Below are 25,071 nucleotides of genomic sequence, written 5' to 3' on the forward strand. Positions count from 1 at the left end.
ACGCGCAACGCCGAAGCCAAGTGACGTTGGAGTACTAGGCGGGTGGGCACCCGCAGGGTCTGCGCGTTGCCCTCGAATCCGCCGCAGCGTCCCGCCAGGGCGTCCAGTGCGGCCGCCTCTCTCCGGTAGGCCGGTCTCGGCTTGCCGGGCGCCCACGTCCACCTCCCGGTCGCCGACCCACGGGTTGAGGTGGAACCGGCTGCTGATGTAGCCGACCGGGTGCGTCCGCGCCGCCATGTACGTCTGCGACTGAACCAGGGTTATAACGAATCGATATCTTCCTATGTAATTATCTTGCACCTGGGTTCCTCGACCTTGAAACTATCCGACGATAGCGGCATTGGAATGCGAGCTGTGCCTCACCCTCGGGCGCCACCCAGTCACGCAGCCGCGGATCAGGGTGCGTGGACTGCCGCAGCTCAGCTCGACCGACTCTGGATGGAAGTGCAGGATGAGGATCAGCAAGAGCACTCGCGTTCTCGCGATGGTCGTTTCGGCCACTCTCGTGGCAGTCGCGCCATACACCCAGGTACCGCAGGCGCAGGCGCAGGCGCAGGCCGCGGAGAACTTCACGTTGGTGGTGTTACCTGACACCCAGATGTCTGCCGAGACATGGCCCGAGCTGTTCCGCGCGCAGATGCAGTGGGTGGACAACCAGCAGAGCGCGCGGAACATCAAGTACGTGATGCATGTCGGCGACGTCGTCAACAAGTCCAACGAGTTGTTCCAGTGGAGAAACAGCAAGAGCGCGATGGGCCTGCCCACCGATGACGTTCCTTACATCATCGGTGTAGGCAACCACGACCTCGACGCGGGTACCGCTTCGACGACCCGCACCACAGTGCAATACAACACCCACTATCCGCGAAGCACCTTTACGGCCCTGCCGTCATTTGGCGACACTTACCCGACCGCCAAGAATGACAACGCCTACCACACGTTCAGGGCGGGCGGCGTGGACTGGCTGGTGCTGGCACTGAAGTACGCGCCAAGCGATGCCGAGATCAACTGGGCGAACCAGGTGGTTTCGGCGCACCCCCGGCACAACGCCATTCTGGTCACACACGCCTACCAGAACGGCAACACGAGGGACAGCAACGGCAACCGGCTGTGGAACAACCTGGTGAGCAAGCACGCCAACTTCCGGTTCACGTTCTCGGGCCATTACCGCAACTCGGGTAAGATCAGCCAGCAGGGTATCCACGGCAACACGGTCCACCAGATCCAGGCCGACTACCAGAACGGCACCGAGCGCGAAACCCAACAGCTACATGCGGGTCCTCACCTACAACGCGGCCGCCGGCAGCCTGGACGTCAAGACCTACTCACCATTTCTCAACCGCAATATGACGGATGAGAGAGATCAGTTCACTATCAGTAACATCAATCCTGTCCGTTCGCATCAGGGCGAGTTCATCACTGGTCGCCAGCTCGATTTCAACAATGATCACCGTACCGACATATTCACCGCCAACGGCAGCAAGTGGGCGTATTCCAGCGCGGCTCAATCCAGCTGGGTCGACCTGGCCGCCTCCACAGTCGGACTCGAGCACCTGCGCTTCGGCGACTTCAACGGCGACGGCCGCACCGACGTGTTCAACGCCGACGGCACCCAGTGGAGATACTCCGACGCAGGCCAAACAGGCTGGATCAAGCTCTCCGACTCGACCGTCGGACTCGAGCACCTGCGCTTCGGCGACTTCAACGGCGACGGCCGCACCGACGTGTTCAACGCCAACGGCACCACATGGAGATACTCCGACGCAGGCCAAACAAACTGGATCAAGCTCTCCGACTCGACCGTCGGACTCGAGCACCTGCGCTTCGGCGACTTCAACGGCGACGGCCGCACCGACGTGTTCAACGCCAACGGCACCCAGTGGAGATACTCCGACGCAGGCCAAACAAACTGGATCAAGCTCTCCGACTCGACCGTCGGACTCGAGCACCTGCGCTTCGGCGACTTCAACGGCGACGGCCGCACCGACGTGTTCAACGCCAACGGCACCACATGGAGATACTCCGACGCAGGCCAAACAAACTGGATCGGCCTCGCCGCCTCCACCGTCGGACTCGAGCACCTGCGCTTCGGCGACTTCAACGGCGACGGCCGCACCGACGTATTCGCCGTCGACGGTACCCAGTGGATGTATTCCAGCGCAGGCCAAACCAGCTGGATCAATCTCCTCGATTCGACAGTCCCACTAGGCATGCTGCGCTTCGGTGAGGTGTCCCAGTAAGAGTGGCGCCGTCTCCGGAATCCGGCAACACCGGCGAGTGCGGCAGGGCGATCGTGCCGGGCAAGGTGCGGCGTCTCCACGTGAAAACGTTCAGATGACGGCATGTCGCTACAGGTGACGTTGTGGAGGTACGGCTGGGTATGCCGTACCTCCACAGGGCCCGACTGTTCTTGCCACCGCGAGAGAGAGTGCGTTGTGATCACCACGGTCCTGCTCGGCGCGGCGCTCGCCGCTCACCCCTTGACGCCGTTCTCGGTCGACCAGATTGTTGAGCTGACGCTGCACAAGGATCGCGTCGACGTCTCTGCCGTACTCGACATCGGGGAAGTACCGACCAAGCAGATCACCCCTGACTGCACCGCTTTCGCCTCGCATCTGGACACCCGAGTCGACGGCCACGCCCTGCGATGGACCGTTCAGTCACAACGGTTGGAGCGGCTGGGAGCACCGGGTGTCGAGACCAGTCGGCTCACCTGCCAACTTTCTGCTCCGGCCGAGCTGAGCACGTCAGCAACAGTCTCGGCCGTGAACAACTACCTGCCCGATCGCGTTGGCGCCAACCAGGTGGTACTGGTGGGCAAGGGCGTTGCCCTGCCAGCCAACATGCCGGGGTACGAGCGTTCGGCCGAGGTGTCCGTGCAGTCCGGCACTGATGCGTCCCGGTCTGCTCCCAGCTCCGCGCCCGACCGCGGTTGGTTGCAGCGTGGCGAGGACTGGCTCGCCCGCGCCCTCGGTGATCCGAACCCTCTCGTCCTCGTGCTCGCCGTTCTCATGGCCATGCTGCTCGGCGCCGCCCACGCGGCCCTCCCCGGGCACGGCAAGACCGTGATGGCCCTCTACCTTGCCGGTCGCCAGGGCAGGCGCCGTGACGCGGTCATCGTCGGCGGGACAGTCACGCTCACGCACACCTCCGGTGTGCTGATCCTGGGCATCGCCACCACCGCGCTGGCCGGTCTGGCGGCGGAGTCTGTGCTCAAATGGCTAGGCATGGCCAGCGGCGCCCTGGTCGCCGTGGTTGGCATAGGGATGCTAATCAATGCTTTGCGCCATCGGCGCGCCCATCGCCACGACCATCACGGCCATCACCATCACCATCACCACCAGCACGACACGAAGAGCCTCACCCTCCTTGGTATCGCCGGGGGCCTGGTGCCCAGCCCCACCGCCCTCGTGGTGCTGCTCGGCGCGGCGGCGCTGGGCCGGCTCTGGCTCGGCATCATCCTGATCTTCCTCTACGGTCTCGGCATGGCCGCGACGTTGACCGCTGCCGGGCTGCTGCTACTGCGCATCCGTGACCGCTGGAACTGGCTCGGTCGCCTCACCGTGCCGGCCGAAGTCACCGGCTCTGTCATCATCGCGCTGGGATTCGGGCTGGCGGCCCGAGCCACATTCGCTTTCTGAACCCGCTGAAAGGACGATGAGCATCGTGGGATCCATGACAGGACGTTCGCTCGCCACCGCCCTGGCGGCTCTGGTACTGGCTGGAACTGCCGGGTGCGCCACGGCACGCGAAGTGTCCCGGGGCCCGACCGTCCACTCCGCCCCGGCCACCAACACGCCGGGCGGCACCAACACGCCGGGCGGCACCAACACGCCGGGCGGCACCAACACGCCGGGCGGCACCAACACGCCGGGCGTCTACCCCACGCCGGGCGTCTACCCCACGCCGGGCGTCTACCCCACGCCGGGCGTCTACCCCACGCGGGGCGACAACGAGAGCGTGTGCGCCGCGGTGAAGGCCGCCCGCAGGACGACCCTCGATGCCCTCGCCCCAGTGGCGGCCACCCTTGCCCAGAAGAACCTCCCGGCCGGCGACATCGCCAAGGCCACCAACGATCTGCTGATCATCTTCGGCGCAGCACACGTTGACGTCGCCACCAGTGCCGAACGCGCCGACGACCCGAAGCTCAAAAAGGTGATCCTCGCCTACCAGCTGTCGGTGGAGCAGGCCATCGTCCTCGTCGAAGGGGCCAGCGGCGACCAGGCCGAACTCTCCGGCGTCATCGCCCTACCCGAGCTGAGAGCCGCCGAGCAGGCCCTACTGTCCGCCTGCTCGTGACGAACTCGTAGCACCGGAACGAACGAGCCGTGTCCCGCACCGGGTTTGATGGAGACATCGAAACCTGGGAAGAACACCAGCGATGCTCGCACCGAAGAAGTACCCGATGAGCTGCGTGAGCGTGCGACCCAGTTGGCGGTCGAGGCGCGCCGGGACTCGGCGTCCGCGACCGGCGCGATCCGACGAATCGCCGGGCAGCTCGGCGTTCATCCGGAGGCGTTGCGGACGTGGGTGTAGCAAGCCGAGACCGACGCCGGGCAGCGGCCGGGCACGACCAGCAGCGACGCGGAACGTATCGCCGCGCTGGAACGGAGAATCGTGAGCTGCGGCGGGCGAACCAGATTTTGAAGTCCGAGGCGTCTTTCTTCGCGGCGGAGTTGGACCGTCCGTCGCGGTGAAGGTCGAGTTCGTCGACTCCTTCCGGGAGCAGCACGCGATGACCCACCCGGTCACGACACCCCTGAAAACCCAGATAACCAACTCTCCACCAAACCCAGGGCTTGACACAGGCGAGCGCACCTGCGTTGGTGGACTGGATGGTGGCGCCAGTGGTGCGATTGCGGCGGATCAGCAGCCACCGATACTCGACGGGGCTGGTGGCGATAGTGATCCACGCCCACAGGTAGTCGCGGGGTCCTTTCGCCCCGGGTCCGCAGCTGCGGTGCTGCCACTCATCAGCAGCCCTTCCATGAACTGCCCGGCCGTCCGACGGGGCTTCGCCCGCACGAACCGGTCAGCGACACGCGTGACCGCCTCGTCGAGGATGACCCGTCACCTAGCGGGGTTTTAAGCTGTGGCCCACGGCCATCGCGCAATCCTCGGTTGTCCTCACAACCATCGATGATCAACGTGGTGGCCGTCTTCATGCCCGCGCCACGCCCAACGCCGAAGCCAAGTGACGTTGGAGTACTAGTACTCCAGCCGCACTTGCCTGATCTGAAGTTTCAGCAGCTCATAGGCATGATCGGCGTCTGAGTCATGCCGGCCGTGCAGCTGCGGATGTCGATGCTATTCGGCGTATGGGTGGCGTGGTCGCACCGTCTGTCTGTTGTGGTCCGTCGGAGGGCGGGCAGGCTCCCGTGCTTGTGTTGATCGATGAGATCGTGGGCTGGCGGGCAGGGTTGGACGATCTGCTGGCGCGGTTCGCGCACCGGTTCGGGCGGGCGGAGCCGCGCCGGCAGGCGCTGACCTATCTGGTCGGGTTGCTGTCGCCGCTGGCCAGTAAGAACGGCTGGACCTTGGCAGAGGCCGCCGGCGACACCACGCCGGACCGGATGCAACGGCTGCTCAACAGGTCCGCGTGGGACCCGGACGCTGTTCGTGACGACCTGTTCGTCTACGTGACCGAGCACCTCGGCCACGACGACGGGGTGCTGATCGTCGACGAGACCGGGTTCCTGAAGAAGGGGATCAAGTCGGCCGGGGTGCAGCGCCAGTACTCGGGCACGGCCGGGCGGACGGAGAATTGCCAGCTCGGGGTGTTCCTCGCCTACGCCAGCCCGGCCGGGCGCACGCTGATCGACCGTGAGTTGTATCTACCCCGCGGCTGGTGCGACGACCCCGCCCGCCGCGCTGAGGCCGGCATCGCCGCGAACGTCGAGTTCGCCACGAAGCCTGCGCTGGGGCTGCGGATGGTCGAACGCGCCATCGTCGCCGGCCTGCCAGCGAGATGGGTAACCGCGGACGAGGCCTACGGGCAGGACTCGAAGTTCCGGACGTGGTTGCAGCAGCAGCGAATCGGCTACGTCCTGGCCGTTCCCCGCAACCAGCGGGTCCCGACCATGGTGGGAAACTCCCGCCCGGACGTTCTCGCCGCCGCCGCGCCAAGGCTGGCGTGGAAGCGCCGCAGCTGCGGCGACGGCGCCAAAGGGCCACGGCTCTACGACTGGGCCGTGGCCTCCCTGCCCGGCGTTGACGACGACTACGGCCACTGGCTGCTGATCCGCCGCAGCATCACCGACCCCACGGACCTGGCCTACTACCTGTGCTTCGGCCCCGCCGAGACGCTCGACGAGGACCTGATCCGCATCGCCGGGACCCGGTGGGCGGTCGAGGAGTGCTTCCAGACCGCCAAAACCGAAGTCGGCCTGGACCACTACCAGGTGCGGCGGTACGACGCCTGGTACCGGCACATAACTCTCGTTCTGTGCGCCCACGCCTACCTCGCCGTCACCGCCGCCCAGGCCAAAAAGGGGGCGCCGCATCCGACCACGACGGCCTCATTCCCCTCACCCTCGGCGAGGTCCGCCGTCTGCTGGCACACCTGATCACCACCATCCGACCCTTCGACCACATCCATCGATGGTCACGATGGCGACGCCGACACCAATACCGCGCCAGAACAGCTCACTACCAGCGAAGACTCCGACTCCACCAGGTACGGCTGGAGTACTAGGCTGAGCTGAGCAGAATGTCCGCTGAGGGGGTGAGCCCGGATGGCCCAGGCAGCTTTCGCGCCCGAGCCGGCGCCGCAGCGACCCGAGCCCGCGCCGCAGCCCACCGGGCCGTCGTTCGACGTGCTCGGATGGCGCGACGAGCCGTGGAACGCCCAGCTCGCCCTCGACCTGTTGCCGGAAACCAACGGCCCCAAGGTTGAGGTCCTGAGCGGAAGCGTGATCGTGACCCCACACGCCGGATACGACCACCAGGACGCGGAGTTGGATCTCGCGTACCTGCTCAAGCAGGCGGCCCGCCGCGCCAAACTGTGGCTCTACCTCGAGGCCAACGTCGTCTCGGGCGACGACCTCTTCATTCCGGACATCGTCATCCTCGACGTTCCGGGTGGGGGACGGACGACGATGGACATCAGGCACGCCGTGCTGCTCGGTGAGATCGTCTCGCCGGGCAACCGGCGCAAGGACATCATCGACCGGCCCCGGGAGTACGCCGCCGTCGGCGTGCCGTTCTTCCTCCGCGTCGACCTGCGTAACCGGGTACCCACCATCGCGTTGTTCGAGCTTGCGAGGGGGAGTACCGGCCCGTTGCCGCCGCTGCCGCCGGCACCCGGTTCGTGATGCGGCAGCCGTTCGAGTTTTCCATCGACCCGGCCGACCTGCTCGGCGAAGAGGCACCGGAGGAGGGTGGGGAGGCGCCCGAGGAGGGCGAGGAGGAGCAGGCCGACGCCGAGGGCTGAGGCTCCCGGCGGGCGTTCAGGACGTCGGGGCAGAATGACCCCGTGACTTCGCCCCGGGAACTGGTCCTGCTCGGCTCCACCGGTTCGGTCGGCACCCAGGCCATCGACATCGTGCGGCGCAACCCCGAACGCTTCCGGGTGGTCGCGCTCGGCGCGGGGGGCGGCAACGTCGAGTTGCTCGCCGCCCAGGCCCTCGAACTGCGCGTCGACGCGGTCGGCGTGGCCAAGGCGTCCGCCGCGCAGGATCTCCAGCTCGCCTTCTACGCCGAGGCGAGCCGGCGCGGCTGGGCCACCGGCGACTTCAAGCTTCCGAAGATCTTCGCGGGGGTCCGGACGCCATGACCGAGCTGGCGCAGTGGCCCTGCGACGTGGTGCTCAACGCCGTCGTCGGCTCGCTCGGGCTCGCGCCGACCCTGGCCGCGCTGCGCGCCGGGCGTACGCTCGCGCTGGCCAACAAGGAGTCCCTCGTGGCCGGCGGCTCGCTCGTCAGGGCCGCCGTGACGCGGCCGGAGCAGATCGTGCCTGTCGACTCGGAGCACTCGGCGTTGGCGCAGTGCCTGCGCGGCGGCACCCGCGGCGAGGTGCGGCGGCTGGTCGTCACCGCCAGCGGCGGCCCGTTCCGGGGCAGGCGGCGCGACGAACTGACGCAGGTTACACCCGAGCAGGCGCTCGCCCACCCCACCTGGAACATGGGGCCGGTCGTCACGATCAACTCCGCCACGATGGTCAACAAGGCGCTGGAGGTGATCGAGGCGCACGAGCTGTTCGAGGTGCCGTACGCCGACATCGCCGTGATGGTGCACCCGCAGTCGGTGATCCACTCGATGGTCGAGTTCACCGACGGCTCGACGCTCGCCCAGGCCAGCCCGCCCGACATGCGGCTGCCGATCGCGCTGGGCCTCGGCTGGCCCGACCGGGTGCCCGGCGCCGCTGCCGCCGTCGACTGGACGGCGGCCCACACCTGGGAGTTCGCGCCGCTGGACGACGAGGCGTTCCCGGCCGTGGCGCTGGCCAAGGCCGCCGGGGAGGCCGGGCGCTGCCGGCCGGCGATCTACAACGCGGCGAACGAGGAGTGCGTGGCCGCGTTCGTGGCCGGCCGGTTGCCGTTCCTCGGCATCGTCGACACCCTCCAGCGGGTGTTGGAGGACGCCCCCGACTTCGACGAACCGGGTACGGTCGAGGACGTACTCGCGGCGGAGTCGTGGGCGCGCGCGCATGCGCAGGAGATCATCGAGGCGTCGGTGGAAGGAAGTTGATGGCGTACCTGCTCGGGGTGGTGCTCTTCGCCCTCGCGATCCTCATCTCGGTGAGCCTGCACGAGGCGGGCCACATGCTCACCGCCAAGGCGTTCGGCATGAAGGTCACCAAATACTTCGTCGGATTCGGTCCCACCCTCTGGTCCGTCAAGCGGGGCGAGACGGAGTACGGCGTCAAGGGCATCCCGCTCGGCGGCTTCTGCAAGATCGTCGGGATGACCGCCCAGGACGACGACGTCGACCCGGCCGACGAGCCGCGCGCGATGTGGCGGTACCCGGTGTGGAAGCGGACGATCGTGATGTCCGCCGGTTCCATCACCCACTTCGCCCTCGCCGTGGTCGCCCTCTGGATCATCGCGGTCAGCGCCGGCCTGCCCAACCCGGAGTTCCCGAGCACCGAGGCCGAGATCCGCAAGGAGCCGGCGGTCATCACGCTGTCGAAGTGCGTGGTGCCGGAGAACACCCTGCGCGAGTGCACCGCCGCCGACCCCGCCAGCCCCGCCGCCCAGGCGCAGCTTCGCGACGGCGACCGGATCACCGCGATCAACGGCACGCCGATCAACGACTACGGCCAGCTCCTCACCACCCTGCGCGGCCTCAAGCCGGGCGAGACGGCGCAGATCGCGTACGAGCGCGACGGCCAGCCGGCCACGACCAGCACCGTGCTCGCGCAGACCCAGCGGCCCCCGCTGGACGACCCGAAGGGTCAGGTCGCCGCGGTCGCCGCGCTCGGCGTCGGCCTCGTGCCCAGCACCCCGACCCGGGTCACGTACGGGCCGGTCGGCGCGTTCGGCGCGACCGCCGACTTCACCGGCGACATGGCGGTCAACACCTACGAGGCGATGAAGCGCATCCCGGAGAAGGTCCCGGCCCTCTGGGCGGCGATCACCGGTGAAGAGCGGGACATCGACACCCCGATCAGCGTGGTCGGCGCCAGCCGGCTCGGCGGCGAGGCGGTGGAGAACAACGCCTGGCTGCTCTTCTTCATGCTCTTCGTCTCGCTGAACTTCTTCATCGGCGTGTTCAACCTGCTGCCGCTGCTGCCCCTGGACGGCGGGCACATCGCCATCGCCTGGTTCGAGCGCGCCCGCTCCTGGCTGTACGCCCGCATCGGCCGCGCCGACCCCGGGCGCGTGGACTACCTCAAGCTCATGCCCCTCACGTACGCGGTGATCCTCGTCGGTGGCGTGTTCACGCTGCTGACCATCACCGCGGACGTCGTCAACCCCATCACGCTCTTCTCAAGGTGAGTGCCTGAAGTGACAGCTGTCAGTCTCGGTATCCCCGCCGTGCCGCCCCCGCCGCTCGCCCCGCGCCGGATCAGCCGCCAGATCATGGTCGGCTCGGTGCCGGTCGGTGGGGGCGCGCCGGTGTCGGTGCAGTCGATGACCACCACCCTCACCTCCGACGTCAACGCCACCCTCCAGCAGATCGCCGAGCTGACCGCGTCCGGCTGTCAGATCGTCCGGGTCGCCGTGCCCAGCCAGGACGACGTGGAGGCGCTGCCGGCCATCGCCAGGAAGTCGCAGCTCCCGGTCATCGCCGACATCCACTTCCAGCCGAAGTACGTCTTCGCCGCGATCGACGCCGGCTGCGCGGCCGTGCGGGTCAACCCCGGCAACATCCGCCAGTTCGACGACAAGGTCAAGGAGATCGCCAGGGCGGCCGGCGACGCGGGCGTGCCGATCCGGATCGGCGTCAACGCCGGCTCACTCGACAAGCGGCTGCTCGCCAAGTACGGCAAGGCCACCGCCGAGGCGCTGGTCGAGTCGGCGCTGTGGGAGTGCTCGCTGTTCGAGGAGCACGGCTTCCGCGACATCAAGATCTCGGTCAAGCACAACGACCCGGTGGTGATGATCCGGGCCTACCGCCAGCTCGCCGAGAAGTGCGACTACCCGCTGCACCTGGGCGTCACGGAGGCCGGCCCGGCCTTCCAGGGCACCATCAAGTCGGCGGTCGCCTTCGGCGCGCTGCTGGCCGAGGGGATCGGCGACACGATCCGGGTCTCCCTGTCGGCCCCGCCGGTCGAGGAGATCAAGGTCGGCAACCAGATCCTGGAGTCGCTCGGCCTGCGCGAGCGGGGCCTGGAGATCGTCTCCTGCCCGTCCTGCGGACGGGCCCAGGTCGACGTCTACAAGCTCGCCGAGGAGGTCACCGCCGGCCTGGAGGGGCTGCCGGTGCCGCTGCGGGTCGCCGTCATGGGCTGTGTCGTGAACGGCCCCGGCGAGGCCCGCGAGGCCGACCTCGGGGTGGCCTCCGGCAACGGCAAGGGCCAGATCTTCGTCAAGGGCAAGGTCGTCAAGACAGTGCCCGAGGCGCAGATCGTGGAGACGCTGATCGAGGAGGCGTTGCGCATCGCCGACGAGATGGGCGCCGAGCTGCCCGAGGAACTGCGCGGCCTGGTGCCGGGCGGCGCCACCGTCACCGTGCACTGATCCGTCGCGCCGTCGTCGACCGGCCCCGAGCGCCACCCGGCCTCGGGGCCGGTCGCGTCCTGACTCGCCACTCGACCCGCGCGACGGGGGGCGGATCTGGCAGGCTGGTAGCCGTGCTGACGGTGCCGGTACGGCAACTCGGGGAGTCGGAGCGCCGCGCGGTCGAGCGGCTGCTCGACCTCGACCCGTTCGCGGGGGCGCAGGTCGCCGAGCGGATCACCGCGCGGGGCCTGGCCTGGTGGCGGTCCGAGGGCCGGGTGCTGGGCTACGGCGGCCGCCGCAACCTGGAGTCGATCTGCTGGCTGGGCGGCAACCTCACCCCCGTGCTGGCCACCGGGCCGGCCGTCGCCGCCTACGCCGACCTCCTCGCCGGCGAGGAACGCCTCTGCTCGTCGATCGTGGGCCGCGCCGACGCGGTGCTCGGCCTCTGGGACCGGCTCTGCGACGTCTGGGGACCGGCCCGCGACGTACGCCCCAACCAGCCGCTGCTGGCCACCGACGCGCTGCCGGCGCTGCGGGCGGACCCGGACGTGCGGTTGGTGCGCGCCCACGAGATCGACCGGCTCTTCCCGGCGGCGGTGGCGATGTACGCGGAGGAGGTGGGCGTCTCGCCGCTCGCCGACGACGGCGGGCGCGGCTACCGACGCCGCGTCACCGACCTGGTCCGGGCCGGCCGCGCGTACGCCCGGTTCGTCGACGGTCGGGTGGTGTTCAAGGCCGAACTGGCGGTGGTGACCCGCCGGACCGCCCAGGTGCAGGGCGTCTGGGTGGCCCCCGACTGGCGGGGCCGTGGCCTGGCGTCGGCGGCGATGGCGGCGGTGGTGCGCGACGCCCTGCTGCGGGTCGCCCCGACGGTCAGCCTCTACGTCAACGACTTCAACCTGCCGGCCCGCCGGGTCTACGAGCGCTGCGGCTTCCGTCCCGTCGGCACCCTCGCCACCGTGCTGTTCTGATCCCTGCGGCTGTCCGACGCGTCCGATAAATACGTTGAGTCGGCCCGCCGGACCGCGCAGGCTGGATGCTCCGCCCAGGTCTTCGCGAAGGGACTCCTCATGCGTCTGCTCCGGGACCTGTGGGCGACCTCGCCCCGCCGAATGGCGGTCGTGACCTGCCTGGTCGTGCTCGGCGGGGTCGGTCAGGCCGCCGCCGCCGCGCTGGCCGGCCCGGTGCTGGTGCACCGCGCCGTCGGGTTCTTCGCACTGCTCGTCGTGGCGCTGGTCGCCGCCGTCATCACCGAACTCGTGGTGAGCCTGCTGATGGCGGGGCTGACCGCCGACTGGTCCGCCGACGTGCGCCGTCGGCTGTGTCGGGTCGCGCTCGGCCAGGACCTGCCGAGCCTGGAGACCACGCCGGTCGGCGAGCTGCTCGACCGCATCGACGGCGACGTCTACCAGGTCGCCGCCGCGGTGCGGGGGCAGGGCGTACGGATCGCGCAGGGGTTGGCCGCCGGCGTGCTGTCGACGGTCGTCGCCCTCGCGGTGTGGTGGCCGGCGGGCGTCGGGATGCTGCTGCTCACCGTGCTGCTGGTGATCGGCCTGCGCGGGCCGGCCGCCCGGATCGGGCCGGCCCGGATGGCCGAGGAGGAGGCCTGGTCCGACCTCGCGGCGGTGATGGAGGAATCCATCCACGGCCAGGACGACGTCCGCACCAGCCTGGCCCGCCCGTACGTGCTGCGCCTCTACGCCCGCCGGGCCGCCGAGGTGCTGACCCGGGGTCGCCGGGTGTGGCGGATGTCCGCCGAGGTCATCACGGTGGCCGCGAGCACCATCCGGGTGGGGATCGCGGCCGTGGTGCTCGGCGGCGCGTGGGCGCTGACCACCGGCCGGGTCGACGGTGCCCGGCTCACCGCGGTCTGGCTGCTCGCCATCGGCTTCGGGATGACCGTCGAGCACATCAGCCGGATGGTCCCCGAACTCCAGTACGCCCTCGGCGCGTGGGGCCGGGTGCAGTTGCTGGCGGACTCCCCGCAGGAGCCCGTGGGCGGGGCCGCGCCGACCGACGGGGACCTGGCCCTGCGGGGCCTCACCTTCCGCTACGCGGGCGCCGACGACGGGCGCGGACCCGCGCTGCGCGACGTCGACCTCACCTTCGTGCGGGGCCGCTCGTACGCCCTCGTCGGCCGCACCGGCTCCGGCAAGTCGACGCTGGCCAAGGTGCTGACCCGGGCCGTCGACGTGCCGCCCGGGACGGTCTTCCTGGCCGGCGACGACCTGTGCGACCTCGACGTCGAGGCGCTGCGCCGGTGGATCGCCGTGGTGCCCCAGCGCACCGAGATCCTCGCCGGCACCCTCGCCGAGAACGTCGCGCTGTTCGACCCGGACCTGCTCGACGCCGCCGTTCGGGCGCTGAGCGAGCTGGGGCTGGACGGTTGGATCACCGAGCTGCCCCACGGCCTGGACACCCGCCTCGGCGAGGGCGGGCACGTGCTCTCGGCCGGCCAGGAGCAGCTCGTCGCCTTCGCCCGGATCCTGGTCCGGCAACCGCACGTGGTGATCCTCGACGAGGCCACCGCCCGCCTCGACCCGGTCACCGAGGCGCGGGTGCAGCGGGCCACGGAGCGGCTGCTGCGCGACCGGATCGGCATCGTCATCGCGCACCGCCTCTCCTCCGTGCACCGCTGCGACGAGGTGGTGGTGATGGCCGACGGCGCGGTGCTGGAGGCCGGGCCGCTGCGCTCCTCGCACCGCTTCGCCGAGCTGCTCGCCACCAGCCACGCCGCCGCGTACGCCCTCGCGGCGCCGGCGGGCGGTGCGGCGTCGGCCGGCCGCTCCGGCGGGGTGGAGCTGCTGACCGGGCCGTCCGACCGGTGGCCCACCGGGCCGGGGGAGGCCGACCCGCCGGTCCCGTCGCCGCCCGGCCCGCCGGACGAACCGGGCCGGCGGCGGACGGCCGGCGACCAGACCGGCGGCGACCAGACCGGCGGCGACCGGGCGGGCGGCGACCAGACCGGCGGCGACCGGGCCGGCGGCGACCGGGCCGGCGGCGGGCGGACGGTCGACGGCCGGGCCGGCGCTGCTCGGCCCGCAGAGACCCGGGAACCGGAACCGACGACCGGGGACGGGCCGCGCGGACTGCGCGGCCTGCGGGAGATCCTGCGGCTGTGCGTCAACGACGCGCGCTACGGGCTGACCTCGCTGCTGTGTTCCTGGTGCTCGTGCTGATCTGGCTGGAGGGACCGGTGCTGCCCTGGCTCTGGGCCGACCTGGTCGACGGCGCCGGCAGCCCGTGGAAACCGGCGCTGGGGATCATCGCCGGCCTGCTGGTGACCCTGCCGCTGCCGTACTTCACCAACCTGCGGTTCCCACAGTGGTGGGTCCGGCAGATGCTGCGGATCAGCCTGCGCCTGGTGCACGGCCAGACCGGGCCGCGTCGCGTCAGCCGGCACACGCCGGCCGAGGTGGTGGCCCAGGGCGGCGACACCGAGCGGGTGGTGCAGCTCGCCGACAACCTGATGGACCAGGCGATCTCGGTGCTGCTGCTGGTCGCGATGACAGTCGTCACCGGCAGCCTGGTACCGGGGTTCTTCTTCGCGGGCACGATGGTGGTCTCCGGGCTGGCGGCGACGCTGTTCGGCCCCAAACTGGAACGGTCCGCGCGGGCCACCGTCGCGGCCCGGGCCGCGTTCGCCACCGCGCTGGTCTCCGCGCTGTCGGCCGCCCGTACGGTCAAACTCGCCGGGGCCACCCGCCCGGTGCTACGCCACCTGGCCGACCTCGACGTGGTCCGCAGCGACCGGCAACGCCGGGAGATCGCCGTGCAGGTCTGGTCCCGCTCGACGCCGTCGCTGGTCAGTGGCCTGTTGCCGATCGGCGCGTGGGCGCTGTTCCTGACCGGGCAGCTCTCGGCGGGCGCCACCCTGGTCGCGGTCGCGACCCTGTCCGCCGCCCGCTGGTTCTCCTGGACGACGGCGTCGCTGATCTCGCAGATCCCGTCGGCGCGGGTGTGGACGGCGCGGACGGTGGCGATGACCGGGGTGGCGGCGTATTCGGCGGGGGTGCCGGAGGTGGACCTCGGCGCGGGAGTCGCCCCGGCGCCCGTCGTACCGCCCCGGCACCCGCTGCGCCGGCTGGAGCTGACCGGCTTCGGCGTCCGGCACACCGACGGCACCGTGGCCGTGCGTGACGTCGACCTGACGGTGACCCGGGGGCAGCTCGTGCTGGTCGTCGGCCCGGTCGGCGCGGGCAAGTCGTCGCTGCTGCGGGCGCTGGCCGGCATCGCGCCGCACACCGGCCGGCTCACCTGGAACGGCGACCCCGTCACCGAGCCGGAGCTGTTCCTGCGCCCGCACCAGGTGGGCTACGTCGGCCAGCTACCCCGGGTGCTCTCCGGCACGGTGGCGGAGAACATCACCCTCGGCCACCAGGTGGACGCCGCCTCGGCGGTGTCCACGGCCCAGCTCGACCACGACCTGGCGGCGGCCGGGGGCGGCCTCGGGCTCCTGATCGGACACAAGGGCACCCGGCTCTCGGGCGGGCAGTTGCAGCGCCTCGCGCTGGCCCGGGCGCTCGCCCCGCGTACCGAGCTGCTGGTGGCCGACGACGTCTCCTCGGCGCTCGACGTGACCACCGAGCTGGCGTTGTGGCAGGCCCTGCGCGAGCACGGGGTGACCGTGGTGGGCTCCACCTCGAAGCGGGCGGCCCTGGTCCGGGCCGACCACGTCGTGGTCCTGCTGTCGGGCACGGTCGCCGCCCAGGGGCCCTGGGTCGACCTGGAACCCGACTGGTCCCACCTGGCCGGCTGACCCACACCCTCGCCCCCCGGGGCGACGGGTCGGCGGCCACCGACCACGGCGGGTGGGTCAGGTGGCGCGGGCGTACTGGGCCGGCCAGGTGGGGACGGCGCCGAGCTTGGCGGCGGCCCGGTGCGGCCAGTACGGGTCCCGCAGCAGCTCGCGCCCGAGCAGGACCAGGTCGGCGTCGCCGGCCGCGACGATCGCCTCGGCCTGCTCCGGTTCGACGATCAGCCCGACCGCGCCGCTGGGCACCCCCGCCTCCCGGCGCACCCGGGCGGCCAGCGGCACCTGGTAGCCCGGGCCGACGGGGATCTTCGCGGTGGCGGACGCCCCGCCCGAGGAGCAGTCGACCAGGTCCACCCCGGCGGCGGCCAGCTCGCCGGCGAGCACCACGCTGTCCTCGACCGTCCAGCCCGCCGGCTCCCAGTCGGTGGCGGAGATCCGGGCCAGCACGGGCACGTCCTCGCCGACGGTCGCCCGGACCGCCCGCGCCACCGCCAGGGTGAGCCGCATCCGGCCGGCCCGGTCGCCGCCCCAGCCGTCGTCGCGGTGGTTCGTCAGCGGGGAGAGGAACTCGTGCAGCAGGTAGCCGTGCGCGGCGTGGATCTCCACCGCCGCGAATCCCGCGTCGACCGCCCGGCCGGCCGCAACCGCGAACGCCTCGACGACGCCGGCGATGCCCGCCTCGTCCAGCGCGGCCGGCACCCGGTAGTCGGGCACGAACGGGGCGGACCCCGGGCCGACCGGTGTCCAGCCGCCCTCCGCGTCGGGCACCCCGCCCCGTCGGGGCGCCCACGGCCGGTACGTCGACGCCTTGAACCCGGCGTGCGCGAGCTGCACGGCCGGCACCGCGCCGTGCGCGGCGACGAACGCGGTCACCGGCCGCCAGGCGTCCACGTGCGCGGCGGACCACAGCCCGGTGTCCTGCGGGCTGATCCGCCCCTCGGGCAGCACGGCGGTGGCCTCGGTCAGCACCAGGCCGGTGCCGCCGACCGCGCGGGCGCCCAGGTGCACCAGGTGCCAGTCGGTGGGCAGGCCGTCCGGGCCGGCGGTGTACTGGCACATCGGCGCCAGCGCGATCCGGTTGGGCAGGGTCACCCTGCGCAGGGTCAGCGGGGTGAACAGGGCACTCATGCGGTCATCCTATTCAGCGACGGGGAATCTTCCGGTTCGGCGGATCGCGGCGGGACCCGCAACCGGGTCCCGCCGCGCACGGGTCAGGCCGGTACGGGGCTGAGGTCCTCGGACCGGCGCGGTGGGCCGGCGTCGGCGTCGGCGTCCGCCGGGTCGAGCAGCGAGCGCCGGCCGGCCGAGTCGTACGCGGCCCGGTCCAGGGTGCCCTCGCGGGCGGCGACGATCGTCGGCACCAGCGCCTGACCGGCGACGTTCGTGGCGGTGCGGATCATGTCGATGATCGGGTCGATCGCCAGCAGCAGGCCGGCGCCGGCCAGCGGCAGGCCCAGCGTGCTCAGCGTCAGGGTGAGCATCACGATCGCGCCGGTCAGGCCGGCGGTGGCGGCCGAACCGACCACCGAGACGAAGGCGATCAGCAGGTAGTCGGTGACCCCCAGGTCCACCCCGAAGACCTGGGCCACGAAGATCGCCGCCAGCGCCGGGTAGACCGCGGCGCAGCCGTCCATCTTCGTGGTGGCGCCGAACGGCACCGCGAACGAGGCGTACTCGCGGGGGACGCCGAGGCGCTCGACCGAGCGCTGGGTCACCGGCATCGTGCCCACCGAGGAACGGGAGACGAAGGCCAGCTCGATCGCCGGCCAGGCGCCCGCGAAGAAGCGCAGCGGGTTGAGCCGGCCGGCGGTCACCAGCAGCAGCGGGTAGACCCCGAACAGCACGATCGCGCAGCCGACGTAGACGGCGGTGGTGAACGTCGCGAGCGGGGCCAGCAGGTCCCAGCCGTACGAGGCGACGGCGTGACCGATCAGGCCGAGGGTGCCGATGGGGGCGAGCCGGATGACCCACCACAGCGCCTTCTGCACGATCGCCAGCAGCGCGCGGTTGATCGCCACGAACGGCTCGGCGGCCTCCCCGACCAGCAGCGCCGCCGCGCCGACGACGAGGGCCAGGAAGACGATCTGGAGCACGTTGCCGTCGACGAACGCGCCGACCGGGTTGGTCGGCACGATGCCGGCGAGGAAGTCGGTCCACGAGCCGGTCTTCGTGGGTGCCGTGGCGCCGGCGGTGTCGAGGTCGACGCCGCGGCCCGGGTTGGTCAGCAGGCCGAGCCCGATGCCGACACCCACCGCGATCAGCGCGGTGGCGCCGAACCAGAGCAGGGTCTTCACGGCCAGCCGGGCGGCGTTGGTCACACCCCGCAGGCTGACCACGCTGACCACGATGGCGGTGAAGACCAGCGGCGGCACGGCCAGCTTGAGCAGTTGGACGAAGAGGCCGCCGACGGTGTCGAGGGTGCTGGTGAGCCAGCTCAGGTCGTTGGCGCGGGCGAGGAAGCCGAGCGCCACGCCGAGGACGAGACCGAGCAGGATCTGCACGGAGAAGGGGATCTTGCGCAGGGCGGAAGCCATCAGGGGGTCCCAGGGTCTGGAGGTCGGAACGGGGCAGCGTCAGGAGAGCGGCTGCGCCGGACAGACGCCGCTGGCCTGCAGTCGGAGGTCGACATACAGGCGTACGGTCAGGTGCCAGACGTTGGTCATCGCCCGCCGAGGTTAGCCGCGAGCGTCGATGCGGCGGAAGGACCCGCCGCCGTGACGCTCCTTACCCGGGGCGCCGGAATAAACCCTCCCGGCACGAGGGGGCCGAAAGGTGCCCCCGCCTACCGGCGCAGGGCGGTGGCGGTGGCCGCGCCCCAGAGGAGCGCGACCAGCAGCAGCAACCGCTCCAGGACCGCGAGCAGGCTGCCCCGCCCGACGGTGACCAGGGCCACGGCGGTCGCGCCCGCCAGCGGCAGGGCCACCGCGAGGGCCACCCAGGCCAGCCGGCGCAGCGCCGGCCGGGCCGCCCGGGCGAGCGCGGTGGCCAGCATCGCGAACACCACCGCGGCCACCGCGAGGATGCTCGCCCCGCCGTGCACCAGGTCCGCCGTGGTGGCCCGCTCGAACGGCGGCAGCGGGCAGCCCGCGCTGCACGTCACCACCCCCGAGACCAGCGCGAAGACGCTCCCGGCCGCGAGCAGCGCGGTCGCGGCCCGCAGCGCCGGGGGCAGCGCCCCGGCGAGCAGCAGCACCCCGGCCGCCAGGGCGAGGACCCCGCCGCGGTACGCCGGGGCGTACGGGCTGTCGGTGACGCCCGCCTCACTGACGTACCCGGTCGGACCCGGACCGGGACCGGCCACCACGGCGACGGTCACCGCGACCGCGCCCGCGACGAGGCAGGCGAGGCAGGCCCACGCGGCGGCCCGGCGCGCGGCGGCGGCCCGACCGGCACTGCCCGGGTCGGGCCGGTGCGGCTCAGGCACGCCCGTGCGGCGTGGTCCAGCCGGAGGTGTCGGGGCCCAGCGGGACGATCCCCGTCGGGTTGATCGCCGCGTGCGTGCCGTAGTAGTGCCGCTTGATGTGGTCGAAGTCGACCGTCTCGCCGAAGCCCGGGGTCTGGAACAGGTCCCGCGCGTACGCCCAGAGCACTGGCAACTCGGTGAGCTTGTGCCGGTTGCACTTGAAGTGCCCGTGATAGGCCACGTCGAAGCGGACCAGGGTGGTGAAGAGCCGCACGTCGGCCTCGGTGATCGCGTCGCCCATCAGGTAGCGCCGGCCCGCCAGCCGCTGCGACAGCGCGTCGAGGCGGGCGAACAGCGCCGTGAACGCCTCGTCGTACGCGGCCTGGGAGGTGGCGAAGCCGCACCGGTAGACCCCGTTGTTGACGTCCCGGTGGATCTCCGCCATCAGGGCGTCCAGCTCCGGCCGCAGCGCCTCGGGGTAGAGGTCGGGCGCCCCGGGCCCGTGCAGGCTGCGCCACTGGGTGGACAGATCCAGGGTGAGCTGCGGATAGTCGTTCGTGACCACCCGGCCGGTGCGCGTGTCGACGAGCGCCGGCACGGTGACCCGCCCGGTGTAGTCGGGATCGGTGGCGAGGTAGGCCTCGGAGAGGAAACCGACGCCGAGCACCGGGTCGAAGCCGTCCGGGTCGAGGCTGAACCGCCAGCCCCGCTCGTCGCGGACCGGGTCGACCGTGCCGAGGGAGATCACGTCCTGCAGGCCGAGCAGGTCGCGCACGATCCGGGCCCGGTGTGCCCACGGGCAGGCCCGGCACCAGATCAGCCGGTAGCGGCCCGGCTCCAGCGGCCACCGGTCCTGCGCGTCCGGCCCGCCGCCGGGCGGCGAGTCGGAGTCCGGCGTGACCCGGCCGGTGAACCGGTTGGGCTGGCGGACGAACTCGCCGCCACCACTGGTCTCTGCGCTGAACTGGGCCCGGGCCATGCCACCAACCTATCCGCCGCGCTCCGCGGATACTCTGGCGGCGGGCGTCGCCGGGTCCGGGGGCGTCCGCCTCCCGCCCCTTCCCACCCCGAAGGACCGCACCGATGACCGTGGCATACCTGGTGGCCGGTGTCCGCACCCCGATCGGCCGGTACGCCGGCGCCCTCGCCGGCGTCCGCCCCGACGACCTGGCCGCGCACGTGATCCGGGAACTGGCCGCCCGACACCCGTCCGTGGACTGGGCCCGGGTGGACGATGTCGTCCTGGGCTGCGCCAACCAGGCCGGCGAGGACAACCGCAACGTGGCCCGGATGGCGGCACTGCTCGGCGGGCTGCCCGAGCAGGTGCCCGGCAGCACGGTCAACGGCTCTGCGGCTCCGGCCTGGACGCCCTCGCCATCGCCGCCCGCTCCATCGTGGCCGGCGAGGCCGACCTCGTGGTGGCCGGCGGGGTGGAGAGCATGAGCCGCGCACCGTTCGTGCTGCCGAAGGCGACCACCCCGTTCGCCCGCACCGCCGAGGTCCACGACACCACCATCGGCTGGCGACTGGTCAACCCGGCGATGAAGAAGCAGTGGGGCATCGACTCCATGCCGGAGACGGCGGAGAACGTCGCCGCCGAGTACGGCGTCGGCCGCGCGAGCAGGACGAGTTCGCGTACCGATCGCAGCGGCGGGCCGCGCGGGCGCAGGCCGACGGCCGGTTCGCCGAGGAGATCGTGGGCGTGACCGTGCCGGCGGGCCGGCGGGAGACGAAGCTCGTCGAGGTCGACGAACCCCCGGGAGACCTCGCTGGAGAAGCTCGCCGCGCTGCCCACCCCGTTCCGTGCGGGCGGCACGGTGACCGCCGGCAACTCCTCGGGCGTCAACGACGGCGCGGTGGCGCTGCTGGTCGCCTCCGAGGCGGCCGTGGCCCGCTACGGCCTCACCCCGCTGGCCCGGGTCGCCGGGGCCGCCTCGGCCGGCGTGCCACCGCGGGTGATGGGGGTCGGGCCGGTGCCGGCCACCCGCAAGCTGCTCGACCGCCTCGGCCTCGGCCTCGCCGCGCTCGACGTGATCGAGCTGAACGAGGCGTTCGCCGCGCAGTCCGTCGCGGTGCTGCGCGAGCTGGGCCTGCCGGCCGACGCCGAGCACGTCAACCCGAACGGCGGGGCGATCGCGCTCGGGCACCCGCTCGGCGCCAGCGGCGCCCGGCTGGCGTTGACGGCCGCGCTGGAGCTGCGCCGCCGGGGCGGGCGACGGGCACTGGCCACGATGTGCGTCGGCGTCGGGCAGGGCATCTCGCTGCTGCTCGAAGCCGCCTGACCGAAGCGGACGCACCCCGGCGCCCCGACCGGGCGCCGAGGATAGGCGCCCGGTCCCGTCGCCAGGCGGCGGTCACGCACAGTGCCTGGGTCGGCACGGGCGCCGGGTTGCCGGCGAAGTGGGGTCGCGGGACCTCCCGGAGCCGGGACCACGCGGCCTAGAGTGGTGAGCACCACACGATCCGCGGGTCGGCCGGTGTGCCTCCGCGTGCCCGCACGCGCCCCGACACCGGTTCCCTCCCGCACCGCGGCGACGACTTGGGGTGCAGCAGTGCAGATGCCGGACGGACTTCCCGCCGAGATCGACCTCTCCCGGCGAGCGCGGCCCGCGTGTTACGACTACTTCCTCGGCGGGGCGCACAACTTCGAGATCGACCGGCAGCTCGCCGAGCAGATCGCCGCCATGACCCCCCACCTGCCGGCGACCATGCGGGCCGGCCGGGAGTTCCTGCGTCGCGCCGTGCGGGGCGCTGCTCGACGCCGGCATCGACCAGTTCCTCGACATCGGGCTCCGGCATCCCCACCGTCGGCAACGTGCACGAGGTCGCCCAGGCGGCCAACCCGAAGGCCCGGGTGGTCTACGTCGACATCGACCGGTGGCGGTGGCGCACAGCCGGGTAGTTGCTCGCCCGCGACGAACTGACCGGGGTGATCCACGCCGACCTGCGCGAGCCGGAGCGGATCCTCGCCGAGGCCGCCGGCCTCGGCCCGGTGACGTCCTCGCCACGCTCCGGGCCGCCGCGGCCCCGGGCAGCCACCTGGTCATCTCCCACTCCACGTTCGAGGACCAGCCGCAGGAGATGCTCGACGCGCAGCGCCTGTCGAAGCGCACCGACACCGAGATCACGCTGCGCTCCCGGCTGAGGTGACCAGCTTCTTCGGCGACTGGACGATCCTGGAGCCGGGGGTGGTGCACATGCCGTTGTGGCGTCCCGACTCGCCCTCGGACGTGGACGAGCACCCGGAGCGGTTCGGCGCCTTCGGCGGCGTCGCCCGGCACGACGAGCCCACCGCCTGATCCGATGGCCGCCGTCCCGGAACGCGGCGGCGACGACCTCAACCGGTCGGGCGCCCAGCGGTACGCGGCCGAGTGGGCCCGGGCGGTGCGCCGGCTCGGTTTCGTGCCGCTGAGCGCGGCCGAGACCGAGCGGCTGCTGCACCTGCACACCGTCCGGCTGGCCCGGGCCCTGCTCGCCGAGCCGTTCTCTACTCCAGCCGCACTTGCCTGATCTGAAGTTTCAGCAGCTCATAGGCATGATCGGCGTCTGAGTCATGCCGGCCGTGCAGCTGCGGATGTCGATGCTATTCGGCGTATGGGTGGCGTGGTCGCACCGTCTGTCTGTTGTGGTCCGTCGGAGGGCGGGCAGGCTCCCGTGCTTGTGTTGATCGATGAGATCGTGGGCTGGCGGGCAGGGTTGGACGATCTGCTGGCGCGGTTCGCGCACCGGTTCGGGCTTTTTTTTTTTTATTAATTATATTTTTTTTTTTTTTTTTTCCTTTTTTTTTTATTTTATATTATAATTATTTTTTTTTTTATATTTGGGCGGAGCCGCGCCGGCAGGCGCTGACCTATCTGGTCGGGTTGCTGTCGCCGCTGGCCAGTAAGAACGGCTGGACCTTGGCAGAGGCCGCCGGCGACACCACGCCGGACCGGATGCAACGGCTGCTCAACAGGTCCGCGTGGGACCCGGACGCTGTTCGTGACGACCTGTTCGTCTACGTGACCGAGCACCTCGGCCACGACGACGGGGTGCTGATCGTCGACGAGACCGGGTTCCTGAAGAAGGGGATCAAGTCGGCCGGGGGTGCAGCGCCAGTACTCGGGCACGGCCGGGCGGACGGAGAATTGCCAGCTCGGGGTGTTCCTCGCCTACGCCAGCCCGGCCGGGCGCACGCTGATCGACCGTGAGTTGTATCTACCCCGCGGCTGGTGCGACGACCCCGCCCGCCGCGCTGAGGCCGGCATCGCCGCGAACGTCGAGTTCGCCACGAAGCCTGCGCTGGGGCTGCGGATGGTCGAACGCGCCATCGTCGCCGGCCTGCCAGCGAGATGGGTAACCGCGGACGAGGCCTACGGGCAGGACTCGAAGTTCCGGACGTGGTTGCAGCAAGCAGCAGCGAATCGGCTACGTCCTGGCCGTTCCCCGCAACCAGCGGGTCCCGACCATGGTGGGAAACTCCCGCCCGGACGTTCTCGCCGCCGCCGCGCCAAGGCTGGCGTGGAAGCGCCGCAGCTGCGGCGACGGCGCCAAAGGGCCACGGCTCTACGACTGGGCCGTGGCCTCCCTGCCCGGCGTTGACGACGACTACGGCCACTGGCTGCTGATCCGCCGCAGCATCACCGACCCCACGGACCTGGCCTACTACCTGTGCTTCGGCCCCGCCGAGACGCTCGACGAGGACCTGATCCGCATCGCCGGGACCCGGTGGGCGGTCGAGGAGTGCTTCCAGACCGCCAAAACCGAAGTCGGCCTGGACCACTACCAGGTGCGGCGGTACGACGCCTGGTACCGGCACATAACTCTCGTTCTGTGCGCCCACGCCTACCTCGCCGTCACCGCCGCCCAGGCCAAAAAGGGGGCGCCGCATCCGACCACGACGGCCTCATTCCCCTCACCCTCGGCGAGGTCCGCCGTCTGCTGGCACACCTGATCACCACCATCCGACCCTTCGACCACATCCATCGATGGTCACGATGGCGACGCCGACACCAATACCGCGCCAGAACAGCTCACTACCAGCGAAGACTCCGACTCCACCAGGTACGGCTGGAGTACTAGGCTGAGCTGAGCAGAATGTCCGCTGAGGGGGTGAGCCCGGATGGCCCAGGCAGCTTTCGCGCCCGAGCCGGCGCCGCAGCGACCCGAGCCCGCGCCGCAGCCCACCGGGCCGTCGTTCGACGTGCTCGGATGGCGCGACGAGCCGTGGAACGCCCAGCTCGCCCTCGACCTGTTGCCGGAAACCAACGGCCCCAAGGTTGAGGTCCTGAGCGGAAGCGTGATCGTGACCCCACACGCCGGATACGACCACCAGGACGCGGAGTTGGATCTCGCGTACCTGCTCAAGCAGGCGGCCCGCCGCGCCAAACTGTGGCTCTACCTCGAGGCCAACGTCGTCTCGGGCGACGACCTCTTCATTCCGGACATCGTCATCCTCGACGTTCCGGGTGGGGGACGGACGACGATGGACATCAGGCACGCCGTGCTGCTCGGTGAGATCGTCTCGCCGGGCAACCGGCGCAAGGACATCATCGACCGGCCCCGGGAGTACGCCGCCGTCGGCGTGCCGTTCTTCCTCCGCGTCGACCTGCGTAACCGGGTACCCACCATCGCGTTGTTCGAGCTTGCCGAGGGGGAGTACCGGCCCGTTGCCGCCGCTGCCGCCGGCACCCGGTTCGTGATGCGGCAGCCGTTCGAGTTTTCCATCGACCCGGCCGACCTGCTCGGCGAAGAGGCACCGGAGGAGGGTGGGGAGGCGCCCGAGGAGGGCGAGGAGGAGCAGGCCGACGCCGAGGGCTGAGGCTCCC

14 protein-coding genes and 7 pseudogenes are annotated in these 25,071 nt (G+C 71.2%); 16 read left to right on the plus strand and 5 right to left on the minus strand.

Features of this window, described 5'->3' with window-relative positions; translation table 11 throughout:
• Positions 1-451: 451 nt before the first annotated feature.
• The 4 genes from ACQ452_RS07385 (at position 452) to ACQ452_RS07400 (ending at position 4,299) form a co-directional block, all read left to right on the plus strand.
• Positions 452-1,357 carry a metallophosphoesterase gene (locus ACQ452_RS07385; protein WP_433391398.1) on the plus strand — a complete coding sequence of 302 codons (906 nt, stop codon included), beginning with the start codon at positions 452-454 and terminating at the stop codon, positions 1,355-1,357.
• Entirely contained in the window at positions 1,272-2,240 is a 969-nt protein-coding gene (locus ACQ452_RS07390) for an FG-GAP repeat domain-containing protein (RefSeq protein ID WP_433391401.1), read from the plus strand. The genes ACQ452_RS07385 and ACQ452_RS07390 overlap by 86 nt, the downstream gene beginning before the upstream one ends.
• A gap of 195 nt (positions 2,241-2,435) precedes the next feature.
• Positions 2,436-3,641 (plus strand): urease accessory protein UreH domain-containing protein, encoded by a 1,206-nt coding sequence (locus ACQ452_RS07395; protein ID WP_433391404.1) that lies wholly within the window; start codon positions 2,436-2,438, stop codon positions 3,639-3,641.
• A gap of 34 nt (positions 3,642-3,675) precedes the next feature.
• Positions 3,676-4,299: a hypothetical protein gene (locus ACQ452_RS07400; protein WP_433391406.1), complete on the plus strand. Its 624-nt coding sequence runs from the start codon at positions 3,676-3,678 to the stop codon at positions 4,297-4,299.
• A 544-nt stretch (positions 4,300-4,843) separates the two neighbouring features.
• Here ACQ452_RS07400 and ACQ452_RS07405 read toward each other — a convergent pair.
• A pseudogene (locus ACQ452_RS07405) lies at positions 4,844-4,972 on the minus strand (IS701 family transposase); the annotation flags it as partial.
• A 430-nt stretch (positions 4,973-5,402) separates the two neighbouring features.
• Between ACQ452_RS07405 and ACQ452_RS07410 the strand changes: the two are divergent.
• The 7 genes and pseudogenes from ACQ452_RS07410 to ACQ452_RS07440 all read left to right on the plus strand — a co-directional run bounded on the left by ACQ452_RS07410 (position 5,403) and on the right by ACQ452_RS07440 (position 15,864).
• The gene (locus ACQ452_RS07410; protein ID WP_433394022.1) at positions 5,403-6,566 is read left to right on the plus strand and encodes an IS701 family transposase; all 1,164 of its coding nucleotides are present in this window, start codon (positions 5,403-5,405) and stop codon (positions 6,564-6,566) included.
• 168 nt (positions 6,567-6,734) lie between these two features.
• A complete protein-coding gene (locus ACQ452_RS07415) occupies positions 6,735-7,313 on the plus strand; it encodes a Uma2 family endonuclease (protein ID WP_433391409.1) in 579 nt (192 codons plus the stop codon).
• Between the two features lie 161 nt (positions 7,314-7,474).
• A pseudogene (gene dxr / locus ACQ452_RS07420) lies at positions 7,475-8,688 on the plus strand (1-deoxy-D-xylulose-5-phosphate reductoisomerase).
• Positions 8,688-9,938, plus strand: coding sequence for a M50 family metallopeptidase (locus ACQ452_RS07425; RefSeq protein ID WP_433391412.1), 1,251 nt, complete (start codon positions 8,688-8,690; stop codon positions 9,936-9,938). The pseudogene dxr and the gene ACQ452_RS07425 overlap by 1 nt, the downstream one beginning before the upstream one ends.
• A 9-nt stretch (positions 9,939-9,947) precedes the next feature.
• Positions 9,948-11,123, plus strand: coding sequence for a flavodoxin-dependent (E)-4-hydroxy-3-methylbut-2-enyl-diphosphate synthase (gene ispG / locus ACQ452_RS07430; protein WP_433391415.1), 1,176 nt, complete (start codon positions 9,948-9,950; stop codon positions 11,121-11,123).
• A 113-nt stretch (positions 11,124-11,236) separates the two neighbouring features.
• Positions 11,237-12,076 carry a GNAT family N-acetyltransferase gene (locus ACQ452_RS07435; RefSeq protein ID WP_433391418.1) on the plus strand — a complete coding sequence of 280 codons (840 nt, stop codon included), beginning with the start codon at positions 11,237-11,239 and terminating at the stop codon, positions 12,074-12,076.
• 99 nt (positions 12,077-12,175) lie between these two features.
• Positions 12,176-15,864 (plus strand): annotated as a pseudogene (locus tag ACQ452_RS07440) (ATP-binding cassette domain-containing protein).
• A 57-nt stretch (positions 15,865-15,921) separates the two neighbouring features.
• Here ACQ452_RS07440 and ACQ452_RS07445 read toward each other — a convergent pair.
• The 4 genes from ACQ452_RS07445 to ACQ452_RS07460 all read right to left on the minus strand — a co-directional run bounded on the left by ACQ452_RS07445 (position 15,922) and on the right by ACQ452_RS07460 (position 20,243).
• On the minus strand, positions 15,922-16,989 hold the full coding sequence (locus ACQ452_RS07445; RefSeq protein ID WP_433391421.1) for an NADH:flavin oxidoreductase/NADH oxidase: 1,068 nt from the start codon (positions 16,987-16,989) through the stop codon (positions 15,922-15,924).
• Positions 16,990-17,072: 83 nt separating this feature from the next.
• Complete coding sequence (locus ACQ452_RS07450) at positions 17,073-18,383, minus strand: dicarboxylate/amino acid:cation symporter (RefSeq protein WP_433394023.1); 1,311 nt, start codon at positions 18,381-18,383, stop codon at positions 17,073-17,075.
• A gap of 260 nt (positions 18,384-18,643) precedes the next feature.
• Positions 18,644-19,285 (minus strand): DUF998 domain-containing protein, encoded by a 642-nt coding sequence (locus ACQ452_RS07455; RefSeq protein ID WP_433391423.1) that lies wholly within the window; start codon positions 19,283-19,285, stop codon positions 18,644-18,646.
• Positions 19,278-20,243 (minus strand): glutathione S-transferase family protein, encoded by a 966-nt coding sequence (locus ACQ452_RS07460; protein ID WP_433391426.1) that lies wholly within the window; start codon positions 20,241-20,243, stop codon positions 19,278-19,280. Before ACQ452_RS07460 ends, ACQ452_RS07455 begins: the two co-directional genes overlap by 8 nt.
• Positions 20,244-20,347: 104 nt before the next feature.
• On the opposite strand from ACQ452_RS07460, the pseudogene pcaF reads away from it, so the two are divergent.
• The 5 genes and pseudogenes from pcaF (at position 20,348) to ACQ452_RS07485 (ending at position 25,064) form a co-directional block, all read left to right on the plus strand.
• Positions 20,348-21,546: pseudogene (pcaF, locus tag ACQ452_RS07465) on the plus strand (3-oxoadipyl-CoA thiolase).
• 270 nt (positions 21,547-21,816) lie between these two features.
• Positions 21,817-22,563, plus strand: a pseudogene (locus tag ACQ452_RS07470) (SAM-dependent methyltransferase).
• A gap of 4 nt (positions 22,564-22,567) precedes the next feature.
• Positions 22,568-22,765: pseudogene (locus ACQ452_RS07475) on the plus strand (hypothetical protein); the annotation flags it as partial.
• 287 nt (positions 22,766-23,052) lie between these two features.
• Positions 23,053-24,197: pseudogene (locus ACQ452_RS07480) on the plus strand (IS701 family transposase).
• A gap of 168 nt (positions 24,198-24,365) precedes the next feature.
• Entirely contained in the window at positions 24,366-25,064 is a 699-nt protein-coding gene (locus ACQ452_RS07485; protein WP_433391429.1) for a Uma2 family endonuclease, read from the plus strand.
• Positions 25,065-25,071: the final 7 nt, after the last annotated feature.

The organism is Micromonospora sp. KLBMP9576, from assembly GCF_050941805.1.
Taxonomy (GTDB): Bacteria; Actinomycetota; Actinomycetes; order Mycobacteriales; family Micromonosporaceae; genus Micromonospora.